The organism is Pedococcus cremeus (assembly GCF_900111375.1).
Taxonomy (GTDB): domain Bacteria; phylum Actinomycetota; class Actinomycetes; order Actinomycetales; family Dermatophilaceae; genus Pedococcus_A; species Pedococcus_A cremeus.
This window is the reverse complement of record NZ_FOHB01000015.1, coordinates 1-22,782: the sequence shown is the minus strand read 5'-3', so window position 1 is coordinate 22,782 and position 22,782 is coordinate 1. Positions and strand designations below refer to the sequence as shown.

Sequence of the window (22,782 nt, the reverse complement as noted above, 5' to 3'; positions counted from 1 at the left end):
CCTTCCTCACCTCACGCGGTTTCCGGGCTCGGGCACGAGCAGGGCGGCCGCGACGACGAGGTCGAGCAGGTACGTCGACGCGTCGCCGGTCCCGGTCTCGGTGACGGACGCGACGATGCAGTAGACGATGAGGAAGAGGGCGATCGCCCTCCGGACGCCCCTGACATGCGTCACTGCCATCACCACGAGCAGGAGCAGGAACGTGACCTGCACGGCGATCCCGAACCAGCCGATGTCGAGGTAGCTCGCCACCCAGTTGCTGTCGACCGGGAGCCCGTCGAACGACTTGTTGGACAGGCCATTGCCGAACATTTTGGTGGCCAGCGGCTGTTCCGCATGCATGGAGGCCTGCCACACCTTGGTCCGCCCGGTGAACTGCGAGGCCTCCTCGACCGTCTGGCCGCGAGCCGCCCAGGTGACGATGTAGGGCGCGAACAGAGCACCGGCGGCCCCACCGACGACGAGGGTCCACAGGGAGGCGCGCCGGACCCTGGCGTGACCGAGGAAGAGGCTGGCGGCGGCGAACGCCACTCCCGCGATGGTGCCGATGAGGGCCGTTCGCGTGTGGGTGCCGAGCAGCACCCCCACGCTGGGCACGATCCCGAGCAGCGCGTGCCGGCCACCGATGACCCGGCACATCCAGAGGATCGCCGACGTGCCGAGCAGCACGGCGGCGTAGTGCGCCACCTGCGGTGGCGGCATCGGCCAGATGGCACCGGACAGCCGACCGGCCGACGAGAACGCCTTGCCCGGAGCCAGTGCCGCCCCCACGACCACCGACCCGACCGCGACCCACAGGCAGATGCGGTGCACCCGTAGGAGGACCAGGTCGCGCCTGCCCCACCACGGGCTGAGCAGCCACAGGCAGGTCACGAAGCCGATGAGGCGGAACGCCCGGTAGGTGGAGCCGAACAGGAAGTCGCTGTGGATGCTGACCGCGAGGGCCACGACCGCCATCACGGAGACGAGCACCAGGAAGAGTGTGGGCCGCACCACGACCCGGGGGTTCACCAGCAGGGCGAGGACGAGGGCCGCCAGGAGCGAGCCCTGGGCCACCAGCTGGTTCAGGGCGTGCGGCACGGGGATGATGGTCGGGTTGCCCGACGGGGTCAGCACGTTGACGAAGAGCGCGCCCCAGGCGAGCAGCAGCAGCGTGGGGACCTGTGCGGCAGTGGTGCGCAGCGAGGGGTGCCCTGCCGGCGCGTCCTGCCGCAGGGTCCGCCTCAGCCCGGCTGTCGCCGTCACCGCTGGCCCATCGAGGCGGTCCGCTCGACCTCGGTCTCCGTCGGGGGCGCATGGGTGGCGCCGGTGTGCCCGACGCTCTGGTCGGTGGAGTCGGAGCCGACCATCAGGGCGAAGGGCAGCGACAGGCCCGCCGCCCGGACCAGCTCGCCCGTGGTCTCCAGCAGCTCGGGGGTGGACAGCCCGGCCGTCACCAAGGGCACCACCTGCGGGACCCAGGTCGCCAGGTTCTCGGCGTCGATCCCGGGATCCACCTGGGCCAGCACGAGGACGACGTCAGCGGCCGCCCAGCGCTCGTGCCAGGGGTCGGTCGGCCGCAGGGGCAGCGCCATCGTGGCTTCGCCTCCACGCGGTCCGCGGGCCAGCCCTGGGACACCGTCGGGACGCAAGACGTCGAACGAGGCGCCACGCCGTCCGCCGTCCGACGCCAGCGCACCGGACGGGCTGAGGTCGACGAGGAACACCGCCAGTCCCATCGACTCGAGGTGGGCGGCGAGTGCGACCAGCACGGCAGCGGCGGCTCGTGCGTTGCCGACGGCTGCGAGCGCAAGGCCCTGGCTCGGGCCCCGGCCGCCCGTGGGGGCCGGGCCCTGCCACGTGGTCCCCGCACCGCCACCGGGCGTGAGCACCGCAGCCGTGAGTCCGTGCACCAGGGTCTCCAGGTCGTTTCCGCGCCAGCCCCGTCGGCGCCGACGCCAGGGGAGGAGCGACGCCGCGACGCCCTTGACGGGACCGAGGGAGGCGACGCTGAAGCGCACCGGCGCAGCGAGTGCGAGCGCCACGTCATGGCGGCGACGGACGCGGTCGGAGGTCAGCGCCCGGAAGAGCACGAAGCCCACGCCCAGGGCGGTGCCGAGGACCAGGCCCGACCCGACACCGAGCACGACCGTCCGCTTCATCGAGTGCCTGATGAGCCGCGGCTGGTCGACGACATGGGTCGAGGAGACGGCCGCATCCGTGGACAGCGAGGCGTTCTCCTTCAACTGCTGGAGGTCGTAGATCTGGTTCTCGAAGCCCGCGCGTTGGGCGATGAGCTCCTGCGCCTGGCTCGAGGTGGCGGCGCCCTCCTTGACGAGACGGTTGTACTGCGTGGTCCGTTTGTTGACCTCGTCGTTCAGGCCGGTGATCCGCTTCTGGTACCCGTCGATCAGGCCACTGCTGAGCGAGCTCAGCTGGGCGGCCCGGAAGTCGAGGTACTGCCGCGTGAGCGCGCCCGCGCGGCTCAGGGCTGCGGCGTCATTCGGCGCGTCGACCGTGATCATGAGGATCTCGGTGGTCACCGGCTCGGAGCTGATCGTCGCCTGGAACTGCTCCGGCGTCAGCGGGAGCCGGAGCTGCCGCACGGTGCGGTCGGCGACCTCACGTGTGTTGAGCAGGCTCACGTCGGTGCCCATGGCGGACGGCCCGTCGAGGGATGCCGGGTGGGCCATGAGCAGGGTCACCGTCGCCTTGCTGCTGGGCGGCAGGAGCAGCAGCACGGCCAGCCCGAGCAGGGCCCCGCACACCCCCAGGCCGATCCACGTCTTCCGCTCGCGTCGCAGCGAGGTGCGCAGGTAGTGCCACGTGCCGAGGAGCGGTCGTGGGGTGCCGGTGATCTCCTCTTCCCGGTCGTCCGCGTCGATGTTCCAGGACAGGTCGATCATCGGTGCCTCCGACGGGTGTCCAGTGCGGTCGCCTCACCGGCGATGGGCGACCCGGTCATCAGGGACGGGAGCGGGGTGTGCTGGGCCCGCTCCGACGGCAGCAGCCGGCCCGTCGTGCGGTCGAGCGGGTCGGGGTCGACCACGACGATGCGCGCGATCGGGTGCTGGGCGTCGTCCGCGGCGAGGGCCACGCGCGCCAGGTCGTCGGCCGTGGCGGCGCCGGCGCTGACCGCGAGCAGCGTCACCGCGTGCTCCGCCGCCCGCATTCGCAGCTCCGGCCGCTGCCGGTCCACCACTGCGACGTGCACGACCAGGTCGTCCGCGTCCTCGGCGCGCTGGCGGCTGTCGACCGACAGACCCGGCCGCGGGTGCGCCTCGGGGGCCAGCCCGGAGCAGGCCGCCCACAGGGCGTTGGCCGACTCGTGCGACTGGGCGGTCACGAGGGTCGTGGTCAGGCCCGTGGACGCCGCGAAGGAGGCGAGCTGCGGGCCGACCGCGAGGGCCCTTCCGTCACCGGAGAGCGTGATGACGACGACCGCCGGGGCCGACTGCGCCTCCTTGGGATCCTTGGGCTCCTGGGCGAGGCTCCCCGGGTGTCCCGGCGTCACGAGGCGCACGAGCTGGCGCAGGGTCCACATCTCGACGTTGTGGGGGGTGTAGTCGCGCAAGAGGTCGGTCCAGCCCGCGACGGACCGGGGCGTCCCGCTCTGGATGGACGCCACCACCGGGATGCCGACGGCGTCGGCGACCTGGTCCCTGGAGCGCAGGGTGGCCTCCCGCCGGCCCCGCAGCACGAGCACGAAGCCCACGATCAGCAGGGCCGCTGCCGCGCCCACCAGGGCGAAGATCGTGGTGGTGAGCGCCAGCGACATCCGCTCGGCCGGGGAGGCGTGCTGGATGACGCTGAAGCTCGCCGCCGCCCCTGACGCGGGTTCGGTCGCGTCGGCCTCCTGCTTCTGGATGGCGTCGATCGCGAGGGAGAGCTTGCCCTGCTGGGCGGTGAGCTCGCCGAGTGCTGACGCATCGGCCTGGTACGCGGTCGACGTGGGGTTCTTGCCGCTCATGCGCGCCTTGGCCTTCTCGATCTCGGCCGTGACGTCGTCCATGCTCGTCTTCAGCTTCGTCTTCCGGTCTGCCAGGGCCTTCTGCGCGTCCACGCCCAGCGTGCTGGCGGCCGCCTTGAGGTAGTCGACCTCCGCCTCCGCGACGGCCTCGGCCAGTGCCTGCGCCTGCGCCGGCGTGTCGCCGGTCGCCGTGATCTGGAGGACGTCCGTGGTGCGGGCCTCGACGTCGACCCGTTTGGCCACCTGGGAGGTGTCCAGGCGCGGAGTCACCGCGCGGCCGGCCGGTTTCAGCACGGACTCACTGGAGGCGATCTGCACCTGGGTGTCGATGGTGTGGGCTCCTGCGCTGACGGCTCCCTGCGGCGGGGGCGGCAGCAGGACGAGACTGGTGCTGCTGTAGGCCGGCGGGTGCAGGTAGACCGCGGCGCCACCGGCAGCCGCACCCACGGCTCCGGCCAGCACCAGCACCCCGGCCCTGCGCCGCAGGATCGCCCACGTCGACCTCAGGTCGATGATCTGCTCGGTCATGTCCGTCCCCTCGTGCTGACGCGCTCGACGACGTCCACCGTCGGGCTCCCCTCCCGCGCTTCCGCTCCCCCGACGTCGACGAGCTCGAGCACCGTCTGCAGCGTGAGCTCGCCGGTCCAGCTCCCCGCCCCGACCAGGGTCGTGGTCGGCACCCGGACCCCGAACCGGGGCGAGTACCAACCGAGCACCGGGTCGCTCTCACCGCGGTGGGCCGACCAGGCCAGCGGCGCGGGCAGGCGCAGCCGCGCACTCCGCTGCTCGCTGCCGGTACCCCACGTGAGGTCCGCGGCACCGTCCCGCAGGAGGACCTCGACCTCGGGACCGAGGTGCCAGGCCAGGCGCAGCGTGTGGGGGGCGGACGCCGTGAGGGTGTCGGTCACGCCCAGCGTGTGGTGCACCGTGTCGAGAGTGACCTTGCGCTCGTGCCGCAGGGCCGGGTCGAGCCGTGCGTAGCCGGTGTGGTGGCCGGCCCACGTCTGGACCGGCCCGTCGAGCCCGGCCTCGTCGGTCGTCGCGTCGGTGCGGCTGCTCCACAGGAACGGCCCACCCTCGACGGACTGGTTCTCCCCGTCGACCTCGATCGTGTTGTGCGCCAGCGTCGAACGGAAGTAGCTCCGCCACTGCGCCTCGCCGTGGTAGCAGTAGGTGCCCGGGTCGACGAGCAGGTCGACCCCCTCGCACCTGACCTCGAGGGCCAGGGCGTCGGCGTGGCCGTGGGCCGCGATGGAGAGGAACCCGTGCGGGCCGCCGTCGCAGCGGCACCAGAGCTCCGGCTCCTCCCCACGAGGGGTGCGCAGGAGGTACAGGCCGCCGTCGGCGAACCCGTCGGGCGCGCTCGCGGGGCGGGCGGCCACCGGCGCGGACGGCACGAGCGAACCGAACGCAGCTCCGGCGACGGACGGCTCGGTCGACGGCCACCACTGCGCCGGCCCGAGGACGGCGGCGCCCTCCGACAGGAGAACCGCCCACGGGTCGGTCTCGGGGTCGTCGAGCACGAGGGCCCGCCCCTCGTCACCGTCGCCCTGCCGGGGCGGCCGGCCGGCCACGTCCAGCACCGATGCCGCCGCGTCCAGCGACGCGGTCAGCAGCGCACGAGTGCGCCGGCCGAGCGGGTGTCCGGCCCGGTCTGCCTCGGCGAGGGCGACGAGGCCGAGCTCGGTGACGAACCGGTGGTAGTCGGTCGCCTGCTCGCGGTTGAGGCCGCTGGGGAACGTGTTGGCCGCGAGCTCGCGCTCGAGCTGCTGTGCGGCGTCGGCCCGCCATCCCTCGCTCTCCTCGAACCAGGGGAAGCCGCACGCGGCCACGAGCCGTCCGACCGCCTCGGCCACGACGTGGTTGTTGGCCGAGGACCCACGGCTGCGGAAGGCGGCGAGGTACTCCTGGTGCCAACGGATCTGGCGCAGCGCGTCGTCGTTGTCCTCGAAGAGGTCCCGCACACCCGGCCAGCCGTCGAGCAGCCGGCGCACCCACACCCAGCTGGTGACCCGCACGCCGAGCTCGATGCCACTGGTCCAGTGCACCCCAGAGAGGAACGGGTTCGCCGCCCACCACGAGCGCAGCTGCGCTGCAACCGCATCGGCGTAGCGGTCCTCGCCGGTCAGCCACCAGGCCGCGGCCAGCACGGTCAGGTGGTGGTGGCGCGAGAGCTCCCACACGGCCTTGACGTTGCCGGTGACGGCCTCGTCACGGTGGTCGACGGCGAAGGCGTAGACGTCCTGCGGCGCCCGGCGGCCCGACACGGGGTCGAGGAACCAGTCGGGGTCGGCGACGTCGGGACGCGGGAAGCCGAGCACCGTGGCACCACCGGCCAGCATCCGGTCGGCAGCGGCCACCAGTGCTGCTCGAGCCGCGGGCGACACGTGGTCCGCCACACCGACCGGCAGCGTCCCCGTGAACGACCGCTGCGCCAGCACCCCGCGCACCGGCCCCGCGTCCGCACCCACGGCGACGCGACGCCGCGCCCAGAGCGCCTGGCGCCCCCGGTCGCCGACACGCTGCAGCACCTCACCGGGCGACATGCCGCGCAGTCGCCGGAGGTACCAGGTGGCGGAACGGCTCACAGCACCACCGGCCGTCCGGACGTGAGGCTCTCGCCGACGACGATCGTCGCCCGCGTGGTGGCGGTGACCGAGGTGAGCGAGATCGGCATGGGGGTCCCCCGCCGGACGGCCTCGACGAACGCGGCCACCTCAGCACGCTGGCCCTTGTCCTGGCCGCTGTAGGACCGCTTGACGTCCTTGCCCGAGCGGCTCCACAGCGTCGCCCGGGTGAAGTTGTCGAGCCGCGCGTTGCTGCCGCCGCCGGACACGTCGAGCGTCTCCTTGGGGAACCGGCTGTCGCCGTCGGTGGCGTACGTGACCGTCGACAGGGAGCCGTCGGCGTGGCGCAGCACGGCGTGCAGGTCCGCGCCGTTCTCGGTCTGGAAGGCCGAGACCTCGACCGGCGGGTGGCCGACCCAGGCGCTCAGCGTGTCGATGAAGTGGCCGCCCTCACCGAGCCACCGCGAGCCCTCGAGCTCCTCGTTGAGGTACCAGCTGCCGGACGACAGCCGCCCCGCGTTGACGAGGTACCGCGCGCTCACGGGTCCGCCCGGGTGGCCGAAGCGGTGGCGCAGGTCGGCGAACAGCGGTGCGAACCGCCGGTTGAACCCGACCATCACCCGGTCGTTCCCGGTCCGCGCCACGGTCTCCAGCACCCGGTCGAGCTGCTCGTGGGTGAGGGCCAGTGGCTTCTCGACGAAGACGGCCTTGCCCTGCTCGAGCGCCCGGCACACGAAGTCGGCGTGCGAGTGGTGCCGGGTGACGACGAAGACGGCATCGATGCGCGGGTCCTCGAGCACGCTGTCCGCGTCGGTCGTCATGGCGGCGAAGCCGAACTTGCGCTGGGCGTTGACCGCCGAGAGCGAGCGCGTCGTCGCCACGGTGGCCAGCTGCGCCGACGGGTGCTTGGCCAGGTGCGGCAGCAGCATGGAGCTGGCGTAGCTGCCCGCCCCGATGAACCCGATGCGCACCGTTCCTGCCACGGCGCCAGCAGGCCGGCTCGCTGAGGGGACGGGCGGCGACGGCGTGGTGCGCACGAGCGGTGCGACCGCGGCATACCCGTCCTGTCCCTCGCCCTCCGCCTGCTGCGGGTAGGCGAAGAGGAAACCGATGCCCTTCAGCGTGCCCTCGCGCAGCTCGCCGTAGACCGTCGCCGCGTCGGCGATGGCGCGCGTGCCCGACACCAGCGAACCCACCTCGACCGAGCCGTCGGCCAGCAGGTCGAGGAAGCACTGCAGGTTGCGCCGCTCGGTCCAGCGCACGTAGCCCGCCGGGTAGTCGACACCCTCGAGCTCGTAGCGGTCGTCGTACCGGCCCGGCCCGTAGGAGCGCGAGAAGCGGACGTCGAGCTCCTTCTCGTAGTAGGCGTTCCACGGCAGGTCGAGCTTGGTCTTGCCGATGTCGACGACCCTGGCGCGGTCGCGGGCGAGGCGGGCGGCGAGCTCCACGGGTCCGTTGCTGGTGCCGCCGGCCGCCAGGTAGACGGTGTCGGCGCCGATGCCGCCGGTGGCGGCCTGCACGACCTGCTCGACGTATGCCGTGCCGTCCGCGTCGGGGGCGGCGCACGCCATCGCGCCCGCGGCCTCCGCCATCCGGCACCGCTCGGGCACGGTGTCGATGCCGACCACGCGGACGCCGGACGCGACGAGCAGCCGCACCACCAGCTGCCCGATGAGCCCGAGCCCGATGACGCAGGCCAGCTCGCCCAGCTGCGGCTCGCCGCGGCGCACACCCTGCATGGCGATCGCACCGACGGTGGCGAAGGCGGCGTGCTCGGGCGCGACGCCCTCCGGCACCCGGACGCACAGGTTGGTCGGCACCCAGTTGAGCTCGGCGTGCAGGGCGAACTCGTTGCCGGCCGCGGCGACGACGTCGCCGACCGCGAACTCCTCGGCTCCGCGGCCGACCTCGACCACCACGCCACAGAGCGAGTAGCCGAGTGGCGTGTAGCTGTCCAGGGTGTTGGTGACCTTCTTGTAGGTGGCGACGGCACCCTGCTGGGCCACCGAGTCGAGCACCTTGCGCACCTGGTCGGGACGCGCCTTCGCCTTGCCCACCAACGACATCCGTGCCTCGGTGACCTTCATCATCTCCGTGCCGGTGGAGATGAGCGAGTAGAGGCTCCGCACCAGCACACCGCCTGGCGTGCACGCCGGTGCCGGAACGTCGAGCACGACGAGCTCTCCCGATCGGTAGTTCTGCGCCACCTGCTTCACGAGGTCCTCCCCCTGTTCATGCCGTGCCCACCCCTGCGGCCTGCACGGTGCGGTACCACTGCTCGAGGCAGAGGAGCTGCCAGATCTGCTTGGACTCGTCGCGGCGTCCGCTGCGCTGGTCGGCGACCAGCCGCTCCAACGGCTCCCGTTGCAGGAAGCCGGTGCCGACGAGCTCGCCCCGCAGCAGCGTGTCGTCGACGAGCTCGCGCAGGTCGTTGGTGACCCAGGCCCGCAGCGGCACACCGAAGCTGGCCTTGGGGCGGTCGATCACCTCGTCGGGGAGCCACGCCCGGGCCGCGTCCTTGAGCGCGGCCTTCTGCACCCGCCCGCGGATCTTCTCCGAACCGGGCAGCGAGAACGCGGCCGCGAAGACCACCGGGTCGACGAACGGCACGCGCACCTCGGTGGAGGCCGCCATGCTGGCGCGGTCGGTGTAGGTGAGGTTGAGGCCCACCATGAACATCCGCGTGTCGGCCAGGCACATCCGGTCGACCTGGTCGGTGAGCGTCGTGTCCTCGTAGACCGCGCGGTGGCTGTCGATGACGTGGTCCACGTCGCCGGTCAGTGCGGGGTCGAGCAGGTCGACCAGCTCGTCGCGGTCGTAGAGCGTGTAGCTGCGCCGGAACGCCTCCTCCTCCGGGAGCTCGGCGAAGGTGAGGAAGCGCTGGGCCCAGCGGACGGTGCGTATGCCGCGCTGGCCCACCGCGACCGGCATCGCCCGCACCGCGGGCGCCACCACACCGGTGCGAACCGCTCGGGGCAGCCGGCGGTAGCGGGCGGTGATGAGGGTGGCCAGGTGCTTGCGGTAGCCGCCGAACAGCTCGTCGGCGCCCATCCCGGACAGCAGGACCTTGACGCCCGCCTCCCGGGCGGCGTCGCACATGAGCAGCGTGTTGATCGCGGCCGGGTCGCCGATGGGCTCGTCGAGGATGTCGACCATGCGCGGCAGCAGGTCGACCACGTTGGGGCTGATCTCGATCTCGTGCAGCCGGATTCCCAGGTGGGAGGCCATCATCCGCGCGTAGCGGGCGTCGTCCGGCATGGCCTCGAGCCGCTGGTCCTGCGCGCGGAAGGCGATGGTGTAGGCCTCGATGGCCGCGTCGGCGCGGTGCGCCAGGGCGGTGACGATGCTCGAGTCCAGGCCGCCGCTGAGGAACGACGCCACCGGTGCGTCGGAGACGAGGTGCGCCTGCACCGATGCCTCGAGCACCTCGCGCAGGTCGGCTCGCGGGCCCGCCGCGGCACGGGCCGCCTCCTCGGCGGTGTCCCAGTACCGGCCCTCGGACACCGAGCCGTCGCGGTGGTAGGTGCGCCACGAGCCGGGAGCCAGCTTGTGCACGCCCTGCACGGCGTTGAACTCCTGCGGCAGCCAGTAGTAGAGCGTCGAGGCGACCATCGCGGCGGGGTCGACCTTCAGCTCCGGCCCCACCACGGTGAGGATCGCCTTGAGCTCCGAGGCGAAGACGACGCCCGACCCCCGCGGCATGACGTAGAGCGGCTTGATGCCCAACGGGTCACGGACCAGCGTCAGGCTGCCGGTGCGGGCGTCGTGGACGGCGAACGCGAACATGCCCCGGAACCGGCGCAGCGACGCGGTACCCCAGACCCGCCAGGCCTCCAGCACCACCTCGGTGTCCGAGCGGGTCGCGAAGCGCACTCCCAGCGCCTCGAGCTCGCGGCGGATCTGGAGGAAGTTGTAGATCTCGCCGTTGTAGCTGAGCGTCAGCCCGTCCTTGGCGAACGGCTGGTCGGCGGCGGTGGACAGGTCGATGATCGACAGCCGGCGGTGCCCGAGCACGACGGACGTGTCGGGGTCGACGAGCTCCACGACGCCACCCGCGTCGGGTCCCCGGTGCTCGAGGCGGTCGACCATCGTCCCGACGAGCACCTTCCCGTCGGGCTGCTGGTAGGCCCCGGCCACCCCACACACGGCTAGGCCTCCGTCCGCGCGAGAGGAGGCGTCGCCGGCTCTGCGGGCGCTCCCGCAGCGGCAGGCGAAGGCGGTGCGGCGGGGGTGGACGTGGAGGCGACGCCGCGAGTGGTGCGGGCTGCGCGGCGCGGACGGCCGGTCAGCTCGTCGAACACCGCGACGTAGCCGACGCTCTGGTGCTCCCACGCGAGCTGCTGCTCGACCCGCTCCCGCCCGCGCCGGCCCATCTCCTCGCGGGCGGCGGGGTCGTCGACGAGCTCGACGATGGCGCGGGCGTAGGCCTCGACATCCCCCGGCTCGACGTAGACGGCTGCGTCCTGCGCCGACACGCGGGTCTCCTTGAGGTCGAACGCGACGACGGGCATCGCGAACGCCATGTACTCCATCGTCTTGTTCATGGTCGACACGTCGTTGAGCGCGTTGAGCGGGTCGGGCGAGAGCCCCACGTCAGCGGTGGAGAAGACCTCCGTCACGAACTCGTCCGGCACCCGGCCCGGCAGGTCGACGTGGTCCTGCAGACCGAGCCTGTCGCGCTCGGCGACCAGGTCTCCCCAGCAGTCACCGCCACCCATGAGGACGAACGAGATGTCGTCGCGGCCCCACGTGTTGACGATCAGGTCGGCAGCCTGCACCACGATGTCGACACCGTCCTGGGGGCCCATCACCCCGATGTAGGCGACGAGGTGCGCCCGGCCACGACGCAGCTCCGGCGCCGGCGCCTGCCGCTTCAGCCGCTGCGGGTCCGGCCCGGTGCGCACGACGGTGACGTGCTCGGGAGCCTTGCCCCCGCGCGACCGCGCGATCGCGGCATACGACTCGTTGGTGGAGGTGACCCGGTCGGCGGTGCGGAAGGTCGCGCGCTCGAGCAGGAGCAGGCCGCGGTGGAACACCGACGGGCCGTTCGGGAACCGCGACTCGAACAGCTCGGGGCAGAGGTCGTGGTGGTCGAAGACGAAGCGGGAGCCGTCGCGCACCCGAAGGGCCCAGGCGAGCGGCCAGAAGATGTCCGGCGGGTTGCAGGCCTGCACCACGTCGAAGGCACCCTGTCGGCGCGCCTTCAGGGCCAGCCTGGCCGTCGCCAGGAAGGAGTACGCGTACTCCACGAAGAAGCCGACGGCACGCCCGCCCGGCGCATAGGGCTGGTAGGCCAGGATGCGCACCCCCTCGACCACCTGCTCCGGGCCGGTGCCCTGGCCGCGCGGGCAGACGACGGTCACGTCGTAGCCGGCCCGCAGCAGGCTCTGGCACTCGAGCCAGACCCGCCGGTCGAACGGCACCGGGAGGTTCTGCACGATGACCAGCACCCGCGAACGGGACCCGGGTCGGCGGTATCGGCTCACCAGCTCACTCCCTCGTAGGGCGCCAGCTGCTCGACGTCGGGGCCGAGGCGGCCGTTGAGGTCGATGACCACCTTCGGCGACGAGGCCTTCAGGGCCGCGAGGCCGGCCGGGTCGCTCGACGACACGAGCACCACCTCGGCACCCTCGAGCGCCTGATCGGGCGTGGCCGCCAGCAGGCGGTTGACGTGCGCCAGCTTGCTCTGGAGGTGCCGCAGGTTCGCGCCGAACAACAGGTCGGGGTTGACGATCGGGTCGTAGATCCGCACGTCGAGCCCCTTGCCGAAGAGGCGCTCGGCGACCTCGAGGTTCGGGCTCTCGCGCAGGTCGTCGGTGTCCATCTTGAAGCTCAGCCCGAGCAGGCACACGCTGTGGTGGCCGGTCGCGATCACCCGGTCGACGAGGGAGCGGACGGCGATCTCGTTGCTCACCATCGCCGAACCCACCATGGGGATCTCGACGCCGATGTGCCGGGCCATGCTCTGCAGGGCGCGGAGGTCCTTGGGAAGGCACGAGCCGCCGAAGGCGAACCCGGGCCGCAGGTAGGTCGGCGCGATGTTGAGCTTGTGGTCCTCGCAGAAGATCTCCATGACCTGGCGTGCGTCGACGCCGTAGGGCGAGAACACCCGGCCCATCTCGTTGGCGAAGGTGACCTTGACCGCGTGGAAGGCGTTGCAGGCGTACTTCAGCGCCTCGGCCGACGCCACGTCGACGTGGTGGACCTCCTGGCCGAGGAAGGCGAAGAGCTCCGTCAGGGCGGCCCGCGTGGTCGGGTCGCCGGTGCCGACGACGACGAAGGGCGGTGCGAAGAAGTCGGCGACGCCGCACCCCTCCCGCAGGAACTCGGGACACATCGCGGTGCCGACCGACCACCCCTCCGGGAGTGACTCCTCCGCGAACACCGGTGCCACCACCTCGGCGCCGGTGCCGGGGGGCACCGTGGAGCGGATGACGACGGAGTGGTGGCCCGAGGCCGGCGGCTGCGCGACCTCCATCGCGTCACGCAGGTCGACCAGCGCCCGCTGGATGTAGGTGAGGTCGGTGTCCCCGCGGGGCGAGGAGGGGGTTCCGACGCACACGAGGGAGACATCGGCGTTCTCGAGGGCGAGGCGTGGGTCGGTCGTGGCCTGCAGCCGCCCGGCGGCGACTGCCTCGCGCACGAGGGTCTCGATCCCGGGCTCGACGACGGGGCTCTGGCCCGCGGCGATCATGTCGACCTTCAGGGGGTCGACGTCGACACCGACGACCTCGTGCCCGCGCGAGGCCAGCCCCGCAGCGGTGACCGCCCCGACGTACCCCAGTCCGAAAACGGCTACCTTCATGACGACCTCCTGCTCGACGTGCCGTGCCTTGCTGTCGTCCGGTGCGCCCGCGGCGCCCTGACGGAGTTGGTGATGGGCTGCGAACCCTGCTGTGGGAGTGGCGGTCTCATGCCGCGCCCACTGGTTCGAGGCGAAGGATGCGCCGCACCCGGCTCACGTACCGTTCCGGCACGGGCACGATGCCCACCGCGTCGCGCACGATGGACGCCGCGAGCAGCCGGAGCATGACCACGTTGACGACGACCGTCACCGCCGCGGTCAGGAGCACGGCGAGCCAGGGCCACGACGCGTGCTCCAGCGCGCGGAAGACCAGGGCACCGGCGGCGGCGGTGACCGTGGTGGGCACGAGCACCGTGAGGAACGGGCGCGCCACCACGCGGGTCCGCAGCCCCAGCAGCCGGCCGACGATGACCCAGCGGGCGATCGTCGCCGCAGCGGCGACACCCACGAAGCCGACCGCCACGCCGGTCAGCCCGAACTGCACCGCCACGGCGGTGGTGGCGACGGTCGCGGCGTCGACCACGACGGCATACGCCAGCCACGACCCGGGCCGGCCGAGCCCGTAGAAGAGCCCGTGGTCGAGCATCGCGCCGAGGGTGATGATGCCCGCGACCGCGAGGGCCTGGGCCGGCGCGACACTGGCGCGCCACTCCTCGCCGAACAGCAGGGGCACCAGGGCGGGCGCGGTCACGACGATGAGCAGCATGAACGGCGAGACCACCGAGTACGCGACTCCCAGTGCCTTGACGTAGGTGGCGAGCAGCCGCCCGTTGGACTGTCGCACCCGGGCGAACACCACGGTCGAGACCGGCACGAGCGACGCCGCGGCAAGGTCCTGGGCCACCTGCACGAGGCGCTGGCCGATGTTGAGCAGGCCCAGCGCCGACGGGCCGAGGGTCACCGTGATGATCCAGCTCTCGGCCCACAGGCGCGACATCGCGACGAAGTCGACGCTGGAGACCCGCAGCCCGAAGGACGCCATCTCGCGGAACTGCCGGGGCGACAGCCAGAACGAGGGAACCCAGCGCGCACCGCGCCAGGCGAGCACCGCGATCACCCACTGGGCGACCACGACCTGGCTCACGAGGGCCCACACTCCACCGCCGCGCAGGGCCACCACGACCGCAACCGTCTGGGCCAGCACCGCTGCCACCAGGGCCTGCACGGCGACCGCCCGGAAGCGCATCGACCGCCGGAGCAGCGCGAGCGGCACGCCGGCCAGCACCGTCGGCACGACGGAGAGGACCAGTGCCCGCAGCACCGGCACGAGGTCGGGGATGCGGAACGCCTCCGCCACCAGGGGCGCCACGAACCACAGTCCCGCGGACAGCAGGGCACCGGCAGCCACCGACGTCCAGAACGCGGTGCTCAGGCTCCGCCGGTCGACCTGCGGCGTCTGCAGCAGGTAGGTCGAGAAGCCGAGGTCGGACAGGAGGTAGATCATCGGCACGAACGTCATCGCCGCCGCGACGACGCCGAACTCGCGCGGGGTGACCGTGCGCGTCAGCACCACCAGGGTCGCGAAGCCGCTGACGCGGACCACCCACTTCTGCGCGGCGAGCCAGAGCACGCCGGACGCAGCACTGCGGCCGATGCCCTCCTCGGCCACCTGCTGGTCCACGCCTGCCCCCATGACTGGTCCCCGCCCGCTCAGCCGTGTGCACGCAGGGTGGAGAGGAGGACGTCGACGACGCGCTCCTGCTGGGCCCTGGTGATTCCCGGGAACATGGGGAGGGAGACGATCTCGTCGGCAGCCCGCTCGCTCACCGGGAAGGCACCCCGCGTGTACCCGAGGTCGGCCATCGCCGGGGTGAGGTGGACGGGCACGGGGTAGTGCACGCCCGCCCCGATCCCCTCCGCCTGGAGTCCGGCCAGCACCTCGTCACGTCGGCCCACGCGGACGACGTAGAGGTGCCAGACGTGCTCGTTGCCGGGCAACGTCCTGGGCGTGCGCAGGCCCGGGGTGCCGGCCAGCATCTCGTCGTATGCCGCGGCGGCGAGGCGCCGCTGCTCGTTCCACTCGTGCAACCGGCGCAGCTTGGCCCGCAGGACGACCGCCTGGAGGGTGTCGAGGCGCGAGTTGAAGCCGAACTGGGTGTGCTGGTACTTCGCAGGGCTGCCGTGGGCGCCGAGCAGCCTGACCCGCTCGGCCAGCAGGTCGTCGTTCGTGACGACCGCACCGGCGTCGCCGTAGGCGCCGAGGTTCTTGCCGGGGTAGAAGCTGGTCGCGGCGATGTCGCCGAAGGTGCCGGCCCGCCTGCCGTGTCGCGTCGCGCCCTGGGACTGCGCGCCGTCCTCGACCACGGTGACCCCATGGTCTGCGAGGTGGGCGGGAAGCTGTTCAAAGGGTGCGACCTGGCCGTAGAGGTCGACGGGGATGACGGCGCGGGTGAGGTGGCCGACCGCTGCCTCCACTGCCGCAGGGTCGATGAGCAGGCTGTCGTCGTCGACGTCGACGAAGACCGGTCGGGCCCCGATCCGCACGACCGCCTCGGCCGTGGCGATGAACGTGTTCGCCGGGACGACCACCTCGTCTCCGTGGCCGACCCCCGCCGCCCGCAGAGCCATCTCGATGGCATCGGTGCCGTTGGCGACGCCCACGCACCACCGTGCATCCGCGAAGTCGGCGTACTCCTGCTCGAAGGCGGAGACCGCCTTGCCCCCGATGAAGTCGCCGGCCGAGAGCACCTCTGCGAACCCTGCCTCGACCTCCTCGGCCACCTCGCGGTGCTGCAGGGACAGGTCGACGAGCGGGATGGCGTTCACGGGCGTGGCCTCCTGGGCGCTGGTGGGAAAGAGCTGCTGGGACATCACGCCGCCTTCAGTCCGGCCGCACGGCGGATCACGTCGACGACGACTTCCTGCTCGGCCTCGGTCATGGTGTGGAAGACCGGGAGGATGAGGGTGTGGTCCGTCAACCGCTCAGTCGTCGACAGGTCACCGTGCTGGTGGCCGGCATACGCGGGCTGGCGGTGCGCCGCCATGATCCCCGCGCGCGCCGAGACCCCTTCCGCGGCAAGGGCCTTCAGCATCTCGTTGCGCGACAATGGGAAGCCGCTGTCCAGCTCGACCCAGAACGACTGGAAGTTCGACTCGCCCCAAGCCGGGTCCTGCACCGTGCGCAGACCGGGTACGTCCGCGAGCATCGCCTGGTAGCCGGTGGCGAGGACACGGCGGCGACGCACCATCTCGTCGAGCTTGGCCAGCTGCACGAGCCCGACCGCGGCCTGGATGTCGGTCATCCGGAAGTTGAAGCCGACCTCGAGGTAGCTCTCGAGGACGGGCTGGCGGCTCTGGTGGCGGGCCGCCGCGCTGACGCTCATGCCGTGCTCGCGCTGCCGCCGCGCCCGCTCCGCCACCTGCTCGTCCGAGGTCGTGAGCATCCCGCCCTCGCCCGTGGTGAGCAGCTTGCGCGGGTGGAACGACCACGCGGCCAGGAAGGCGCCCGCACCGACGGGAGCGCCGCGGTAGCGGGAACCGGCCGCGCAGGCGGAGTCCTCGACGAGTGCGATGCCGCGGCTGTCGCAGAGCGCCCGCAAGGGCTCGACGTCGGCGGGCATGCCTCCCTGGTCGACGACGACGATGGCCCGGGTCCGCTCGGTCAGCAGCGGTTCGACGGTGCGCACGCTGAGGTTGCCGTCGTCGGCCTCGACGTCCGCGAAGACCGGTGTGCCGCCGACGTAGACGACGCAGTTCGCCGTGGCGATGAAGGAGAAGGACGGCACGACGACCTCGTCGCCGGGCCCGATGCCGAGCAGGTGCAGGGCCAGGTGCAGTGCCGTGGTGCAGGAGGAGACGGCCACCCCGTGCCCCGCGCCGACGTGCGCCGCGAAGGCCGACTCGAACTCCGCCACGCGCGGGCCCTGGGCGAGCCAGCCGGAGCTGACCACCTCTGCGGCCGCCGTCGCCTCGGCCTCGTCCAGCCAGGGCTTCATCACCGGGATCACCGGGGTCGTCGTCATGTCAGCTCCAGATGTCCCGGTGCACGTTCAGGATGACCCTCGAGCCGAACGGCTCGATCTTGATGGGCAGCTCGCGCATGTGGGCGAGCCGCTGCCGCACCGCCCGCTGGTTCTCCAACGGGCACACGACCAGCAGGAAGCCACCGCCGCCGGCGCCGGTGACCTTGGCCCCGGTGGCACCGGCCCCGATCGCCGCCTCCACCGCCTCGTCGATCTGGCTGTTGGTGACGCCCGAGGCAAGGTCGCGCTTGGCGGCCCAGCTCTTGTTGACGGCGACACCCAGCGCGTCGACGTCGCCCTCCCGCAGGCCAGCCGCTGCGTCACCCGCGAGGTCGCGCAGCTGGAACAGCTGGGCGAGGCGGTCTGCGATGTTGGCCTTCTGCTCGCCGAGGATGCTGTTCGCCTGGCGGGTGGTGCCGGTGAAGAAGAGCAGGAGCTCGTCCTGCACCTGCCGCCGCACCGTCGGTGTCAGGTCGAGCTGGTCGACGACCACACGGTCACCAGGGCCGAAGTGGAGGTCACAGATGCCGCCGAACGCGGCGGCATACTGGTCCTGCTTGCCGATCGGCTTGCGGCAGCGGTCGATCTCGATGGTGCAGGCACGTTCCGCCAGCTCCTCCGCGGTGACCTGGCGTCCGCGGTAGGCGAAGAGCGCGTGCAGCAGGCCCACGGTCACCGCCGACGACGAGCCGAGTCCGGACCCTGCTGAAGGGATGTCGGCCAGGGTGGTGATCTCGAGCCCGCCGCGGATCCCGGTCATGTGCAGGGCCTCCCGCACCAGCTCGTGCTCGAGGTCCTCGACGCGCGAGACGATCTCCTTGGCGGAGTAGTTCACGTAGATCTCGTCGTCGAAGCGCTGCTTGACGACGACGTAGACGTACTTGTCGATGGCGGCGTTGAGCACCCGGCCGCCGTGCTCGCGGTAGAAGTCGGGCAGGTCGGTCCCACCGCCGACGAGGCCCACGCGAAGCGGTGTCTGCGTGATGATCATGCCGTCGCCCTGCTCTCCCAGACCTGCCGTGCCTGCTCCAGTGCCGAAAGCGTGCCGATGTCGGTGAAGTAGCTGTCCCCGATCGCCACCGCTCGGGCACGCCCGACCAGCCGCCCCAGGAGGTCGAACCCGATGTCCCGCGGCAGGGAGGGCTCGACGAGGTCGAGCACCGACGGGCCGAACGCGTACATGCCGGCGTTGGCCAGGTCGCTCCTGGGCTCGGCCGGCTTCTCGGCGAACCCCACCACCCAGCCGTCGTCGTCCACCTCGACCACCCCGCACTCCGACGGGCGGGGCGCGCGGAACACCGTCAGCGTGGCGTCCGCCCGGCTGGCACGGTGGGCGTCGACGAGCTCGCCGAGGTCGAAGTCGGTCAGGTTGTCCGCGTTGACCACGAGGAACATCTCGTCGTCGTCGACGAAGTCACGGTTCGCGAGCAGGGTGCCCGCGCTGCCCAGCAGCTCCGGCTCGTGGACGACGTGGACGACGGGCGGCGTGGCACGGGCGGCCACGTGCGTCTCGACGAGGTCTGCGAAGTGGTGGGTGTTGACGAGGACCTCCTCGACACCTGCCGCCGCGAGGCAGTCCAGCCAACGGTCGAGCATCGTCCGGCCACCGACCTCGACGAGGCACTTGGGGAGGGCGTCGGTGACCGGGCGGAGGCGAGTTCCCAGGCCGGCCGCGAGGAGGAAGGCCTTCCGGGCCGCCCTGCGCTGGCTTTCGTCCTGCTGCTGACCACCCATGAGCCCGACCCCCTGCCGATCTCTCGTTCCCACGTCGCCCCCTCCAGAGGGCGTCCTAGTCAGAAGAGCGTCGGGAGCTGCGCCTGATACCGCGGGCCTGGAAGAACTTCGCGCGGACCCGGCTGTCCGTCAGTACCCCCGGTACTTCCACGCCCGGCGACGCAGCCACCACTCCCGCTTGGAGTTGACGAGGGACATCAGGTCCAGCGGGCCGAGTGGACGCTGCGCCTCGAGCTGCCGGTAGAGGCGCGCCCGCTTCACGTCCGGCCAGCACTCCACGGCATACGCCAACAGCTCCTCGACGTCTCCCTCCTCCGGGTTGCTGCCCGCCCCCATCAGGCGACGCCCCAGCTCACTTCGCCGGAAGGGACCGCGGTCGTGCACGCGCCCCGCGGCCCAGAGCGCCTCCCGGCCCAGCTGGCGGTGCACGGAGTCGCGCAGGTGGTCGACATCCGCCAAGGCGTGCCCGTAGCGGTCGAGGACTGCCTCGAACACCTCACGTCGTTGCACCAGGTCCATCAGGGGGCTGACGGCCTTGCTCATGTTCGCACCGTGCAGCCGGTAGTACGCCTGGTCGACTCCTCGGAGGAAGCCGACGGCGCCGTAGGCCGCGAAGCGCATGAAGAGCTCCATGTCGGCGGCCTTCGGCATCTGGGGGTCGTAGCCACCCACGCGCTGCTGCAGCGACGTCCGCACGACGACCTCCGGAGTGGTGATCGGGTTCTCGGCCTGGCGGAAGCGGTGCTCGAGCCAGCGCTGCCCGGACCAGACCGACCAGCCCCGCACCTTCGTGCGGGCAGGTGGCGGGGTGGTGCCGTCGGTGTACCAGACGGAGTGTCCGTAGACGAGCCCCACCTCGGGATGGGCGTCCAACAGGTCGCGGGCCCGACCGAGGGCGCCCGGTGTGGCCCGGTCGTCGGCCGACAGGAGCGTGCAGTAGTCGCCGTCGGCCCACTCCAGCAGGCCCTCGTTGAACGTGGCGATGTTGCCCTGGTTGGTCTGGTGCGCCACCACCTCGATGCGCGGGTCACGGGCGGCGAGCCGCCGAGCGACCTCGACGCTACCGTCGGGCGACGCGTCGTCGATGATGAGGACCCGCACGTCCACACCCGGCTGGTCGTCCAGCACGCTGCTGACCGCCTGCTCGAGGAAGTGGCCGTAGTTGTAGCAGGGAATGACCACACTGACCGAGCTCATCGAGCGCCCTCTCTCCTCGTCCGTGCGCACCGTCGCGCCGGCTGGTGTCCGTGTCCTGCGTCATGCGTGTCCCGCTCTGCGGCTCCGGCCGTGGCTCGCGGGTTCGGCCGGGTCATCGCCCACCGGGCCGGAACGTGCTACCGGAGTCCTGCCCGAACGGCCCTGTGCAGCTGCCGCCCTGCCGGGCCGACGACGAGGTGCACCGGTCCCCCTTGCCCACCGGACCGGTCCACTGCGCCCAGGTGACCGGGTTGTCGTGGCTGCCCTGGCTCCACGCGTAGAAGGTGGAGGGACCGTTGTAGACGTTGTCCGACCACTTGTTGCCCTGGAAGAAGGTCAGCTGGGTCGGGATGTCTCCACCGCCGGCGCTGCTGTTCGGCCCCCCGAACTGGCTGAACAGGCCGTTCGCGCCGCACGCCGGCCACACCGAGGGTGTACAGCCCTCGATGTGGGAGGGGTCGAAGTCGATTTGGTTGCGCGTGACATCGACGTTCTGCGTCTGCCACATGCAGCCGTCCCAGTAGTCCTCGGTGGGGGAACCCGTGGCCTTCCCCTGCCACGTCGTCCGGTCCAGCCGGGCACCCGGCAGGTTCGCCTTGCAGCCCTCCGTGCTGAACGGACCTTTGGATCCGCCCTTCATGAGGGTGCAGTCCTGGTCGAAGCCGTCGCCGCAGAAGCGGTTGGCGTTCTGCCACAGGAAGATCCCGCCACCGTTGTCGACCAGGGTGTTGTTGGCGATGACGGACCGCTTCGGGTAGCCCGGCATCTTCGACGCCGCGCAGGTCGCCATGGCGCACTTCGGCACTCCCCCGTTCCGCTGGTCGCTGCCCGACTCCGACACGTAGATGGCCGGCATGGGGAAGTGCGGGTTGTCCGGGCCGTCGGTGAGGTTGTTGCGGGCGATCCAGTTGTCGGTGATGGAGAAGTTGTAGGAGGTCTCCTCCCAGATGGCGCCGTTCTCGTTGTCGGTGATGGTGTTGCCGGTCCACGTGGTGTTGGCGTTGTTGCTGTCGGCCCAGCCGCCCACACCCCAGTTGTGGTGGATCCAGTTGTTCCTGATCATCACGCCGTTGGTGCCCCACAGCTTGAAGCCGCCCTGGTTGCCGTTGCCCTTCACCGTGCCGCAGTGCTCGTTCCGGTACCGCTCGGGCACGGGGTTGTGGTTGCGCCAACCGAGGCCGGGGTTGTTGAGCAACCCGGAGAGGTCGCAGGTGTCGTTGTAGCTGATCTCGTTGCCCTCGACCCACACGTTGTAGGGGCCGCCGGTCAGGGAGTCGCCTCGGATGGTCTGCGCGGACTGGAAACCGTACTGGCCGTTCTGGGTCAGGCAGTTCTCCCGCAGGACGTTGTCACTCGCGGCGAACATTCCCCCGCCGGGCACGTTCAGCGTGAGGGTGCTGTGCAGCAGGGTCCAGTCGGCGTTGCCGGCCTGGTTGACGGCCGTCTGGTCGACGGGCGGCGTGAACCCTTGGATGGTGAGGTAGGCGATGGTGACACCGGCCTGCTCGCCGGTTGCGCTGTTGCTGTCGATCGCGACTGGGCGGGAGTACTCGCCGTCGAGGGTGGCACCCACACCGTCGGCCCAGCCACCCACGAAGACGTCACCGCTCCTGGCGCTGAAGCTGCCGTGGTGTGTCCCGGGAGCGAGGTAGTAGACCGTGGCGGCGTCGAGCTCCCAGTTCTCGTAGTCCTTGTCCTCGGGCGGCAGCACCTGTCCTCGGGTGGCGTCAGGGAAGTCCGTGCCGGGTGCACCGAAGGTCGGCAGCCCTTTGGTCCCGGAGCGATAGGGACCCGCCCGACCGGTGTAGCTCCACGGAGAGCGGAGCACCGGCTGCCCGCAGACGGGATGGCCCTTGGGGCCGGCCGAGGTGGCACCCACCCTCCGCCCGTCCGCACCGGCCGTCTGCCCGGCACCGCCTCCGGCCGAGCTGCCGCCCGGCGGCGCGACGTCCTTCTGGCGTACCGCGTTGCGCGACGAGTCAGTGACGGACTCGCTGTCGCCCATCATCCTGACCACGAACCCGGCCAGGAGGACAGTGATGAGGACGCCGGCGCCGATGAGCACCGCTGCCGTCCTGGTCATGAGCACCATCCACCGTCCCCCTGGCGATCGGTCCGTCGTCGGTCACTGCCTACTTCGTGGAGAAGAGGTCGGTCACTGCCTACTTCGTGGAGAAGAGCACGTCGACCCAGTAGTTGGTGGAGCTGTACGTGCTGGACGGGAAGTTGCTCACGTTCCCGTAGGTGTAGACACCGTTGCCGCCGCTGACCCCGTCACGAAGCGCGTGCAGCGGTGCGGTGTCGACCCCGGAGGAGGCGAAGTAGTCCCGGTCCGCGGCATACCCGCCGTTCGGGGCGAAGTACGACGCCACGTACACCGTTCCAGCCGTCACCGCGACCGGCGAGGCGAAGGTCACCTGCTGCCAGCCCGAAGCGGTCTCGGAGCTGAACGTCGCCGACGCCAGCTTCGTCCCGGACGCCGACCACAGGTTCCCGATGTGGGTGCCGGTGTTGGCGGTGCCCTTGTAGAACCGGACCCCGGTGACCCACCCGTCCACGTCCGCCTTG

16 protein-coding genes are annotated in these 22,782 nt (G+C 71.6%); all 16 read right to left on the bottom strand.

The window, feature by feature from the left end; translation table 11 throughout:
* Positions 1 to 6: 6 nt before the first annotated feature.
* Positions 7 to 1,245: an O-antigen ligase family protein gene (locus BMW78_RS19960; protein ID WP_091763284.1), complete on the bottom strand. Its 1,239-nt coding sequence runs from the start codon at positions 1,243 to 1,245 to the stop codon at positions 7 to 9.
* Positions 1,242 to 2,885: a GumC domain-containing protein gene (locus BMW78_RS19955; protein ID WP_091763282.1), complete on the bottom strand. Its 1,644-nt coding sequence runs from the start codon at positions 2,883 to 2,885 to the stop codon at positions 1,242 to 1,244. Before BMW78_RS19955 ends, BMW78_RS19960 begins: the two co-directional genes overlap by 4 nt.
* Complete coding sequence (locus tag BMW78_RS19950; RefSeq protein WP_091763280.1) at positions 2,882 to 4,477, bottom strand: Wzz/FepE/Etk N-terminal domain-containing protein; 1,596 nt, start codon at positions 4,475 to 4,477, stop codon at positions 2,882 to 2,884. The genes BMW78_RS19955 and BMW78_RS19950 overlap by 4 nt, the downstream gene beginning before the upstream one ends.
* A complete protein-coding gene (locus tag BMW78_RS19945; protein WP_218144438.1) occupies positions 4,474 to 6,537 on the bottom strand; it encodes a heparinase II/III family protein in 2,064 nt (687 codons plus the stop codon). Before BMW78_RS19945 ends, BMW78_RS19950 begins: the two co-directional genes overlap by 4 nt.
* Complete coding sequence (locus tag BMW78_RS19940; protein ID WP_091763278.1) at positions 6,534 to 8,732, bottom strand: bi-domain-containing oxidoreductase; 2,199 nt, start codon at positions 8,730 to 8,732, stop codon at positions 6,534 to 6,536. Before BMW78_RS19940 ends, BMW78_RS19945 begins: the two co-directional genes overlap by 4 nt.
* 16 nt (positions 8,733 to 8,748) lie before the next feature.
* Positions 8,749 to 10,662, bottom strand: coding sequence for an asparagine synthase (glutamine-hydrolyzing) (asnB, locus tag BMW78_RS19935; protein ID WP_091763276.1), 1,914 nt, complete (start codon positions 10,660 to 10,662; stop codon positions 8,749 to 8,751).
* A gap of 2 nt (positions 10,663 to 10,664) precedes the next feature.
* Positions 10,665 to 12,002 (bottom strand): glycosyltransferase family 4 protein, encoded by a 1,338-nt coding sequence (locus BMW78_RS19930; protein ID WP_218144437.1) that lies wholly within the window; start codon positions 12,000 to 12,002, stop codon positions 10,665 to 10,667.
* The gene (locus tag BMW78_RS19925) at positions 11,999 to 13,321 is read right to left on the bottom strand and encodes a UDP-glucose dehydrogenase family protein (protein WP_091763274.1); all 1,323 of its coding nucleotides are present in this window, start codon (positions 13,319 to 13,321) and stop codon (positions 11,999 to 12,001) included. The genes BMW78_RS19930 and BMW78_RS19925 overlap by 4 nt, the downstream gene beginning before the upstream one ends.
* Before the next feature lie 106 nt (positions 13,322 to 13,427).
* Positions 13,428 to 14,942 carry a lipopolysaccharide biosynthesis protein gene (locus BMW78_RS19920; protein WP_218144436.1) on the bottom strand — a complete coding sequence of 505 codons (1,515 nt, stop codon included), beginning with the start codon at positions 14,940 to 14,942 and terminating at the stop codon, positions 13,428 to 13,430.
* Positions 14,943 to 14,971: 29 nt separating this feature from the next.
* Positions 14,972 to 16,132, bottom strand: a complete 1,161-nt coding sequence (locus tag BMW78_RS19915) for a DegT/DnrJ/EryC1/StrS family aminotransferase (RefSeq protein ID WP_091763270.1) — start codon at positions 16,130 to 16,132, stop codon at positions 14,972 to 14,974.
* Entirely contained in the window at positions 16,132 to 17,283 is a 1,152-nt protein-coding gene (locus BMW78_RS19910; protein WP_091763268.1) for a DegT/DnrJ/EryC1/StrS family aminotransferase, read from the bottom strand. Before BMW78_RS19910 ends, BMW78_RS19915 begins: the two co-directional genes overlap by 1 nt.
* Before the next feature lies 1 nt (position 17,284).
* Positions 17,285 to 18,274, bottom strand: a complete 990-nt coding sequence (locus tag BMW78_RS19905) for a GHMP family kinase ATP-binding protein (protein ID WP_091763267.1) — start codon at positions 18,272 to 18,274, stop codon at positions 17,285 to 17,287.
* On the bottom strand, positions 18,271 to 19,017 hold the full coding sequence (locus BMW78_RS19900; protein ID WP_091763265.1) for a nucleotidyltransferase family protein: 747 nt from the start codon (positions 19,015 to 19,017) through the stop codon (positions 18,271 to 18,273). Before BMW78_RS19900 ends, BMW78_RS19905 begins: the two co-directional genes overlap by 4 nt.
* Before the next feature lie 129 nt (positions 19,018 to 19,146).
* A complete protein-coding gene (locus BMW78_RS19895) occupies positions 19,147 to 20,214 on the bottom strand; it encodes a glycosyltransferase (protein ID WP_091763264.1) in 1,068 nt (355 codons plus the stop codon).
* Between the two features lie 112 nt (positions 20,215 to 20,326).
* Positions 20,327 to 22,297: a right-handed parallel beta-helix repeat-containing protein gene (locus BMW78_RS19890; protein ID WP_177180486.1), complete on the bottom strand. Its 1,971-nt coding sequence runs from the start codon at positions 22,295 to 22,297 to the stop codon at positions 20,327 to 20,329.
* Positions 22,298 to 22,376: 79 nt separating this feature from the next.
* Positions 22,377 to 22,782, bottom strand: a 406-nt coding sequence (locus tag BMW78_RS19885) for a DUF4082 domain-containing protein (RefSeq protein WP_143056358.1), incomplete at its 5' end; no start/stop codon positions are given.

What these genes read in the sequence shown, in the direction of transcription:
- BMW78_RS19905 (WP_091763267.1), bottom strand. Translation starts at nt 18,274, where the DNA reads ATGATCATCACGCAGACACCGCTTCGCGTGGGCCTCGTCGGCGGTGGG.
- BMW78_RS19955 (WP_091763282.1), bottom strand. Translation starts at nt 2,885, where the DNA reads ATGATCGACCTGTCCTGGAACATCGACGCGGACGACCGGGAAGAGGAG.
- BMW78_RS19925 (WP_091763274.1), bottom strand. Translation starts at nt 13,321, where the DNA reads ATGAAGGTAGCCGTTTTCGGACTGGGGTACGTCGGGGCGGTCACCGCT.
- BMW78_RS19915 (WP_091763270.1), bottom strand. Translation starts at nt 16,132, where the DNA reads ATGTCCCAGCAGCTCTTTCCCACCAGCGCCCAGGAGGCCACGCCCGTG.
- BMW78_RS19910 (WP_091763268.1), bottom strand. Translation starts at nt 17,283, where the DNA reads ATGACGACGACCCCGGTGATCCCGGTGATGAAGCCCTGGCTGGACGAG.
- BMW78_RS19895 (WP_091763264.1), bottom strand. Translation starts at nt 20,214, where the DNA reads ATGAGCTCGGTCAGTGTGGTCATTCCCTGCTACAACTACGGCCACTTC.
- BMW78_RS19900 (WP_091763265.1), bottom strand. Translation starts at nt 19,017, where the DNA reads ATGGGTGGTCAGCAGCAGGACGAAAGCCAGCGCAGGGCGGCCCGGAAG.
- BMW78_RS19890 (WP_177180486.1), bottom strand. Translation starts at nt 22,297, where the DNA reads ATGACCAGGACGGCAGCGGTGCTCATCGGCGCCGGCGTCCTCATCACT.
- BMW78_RS19950 (WP_091763280.1), bottom strand. Translation starts at nt 4,477, where the DNA reads ATGACCGAGCAGATCATCGACCTGAGGTCGACGTGGGCGATCCTGCGG.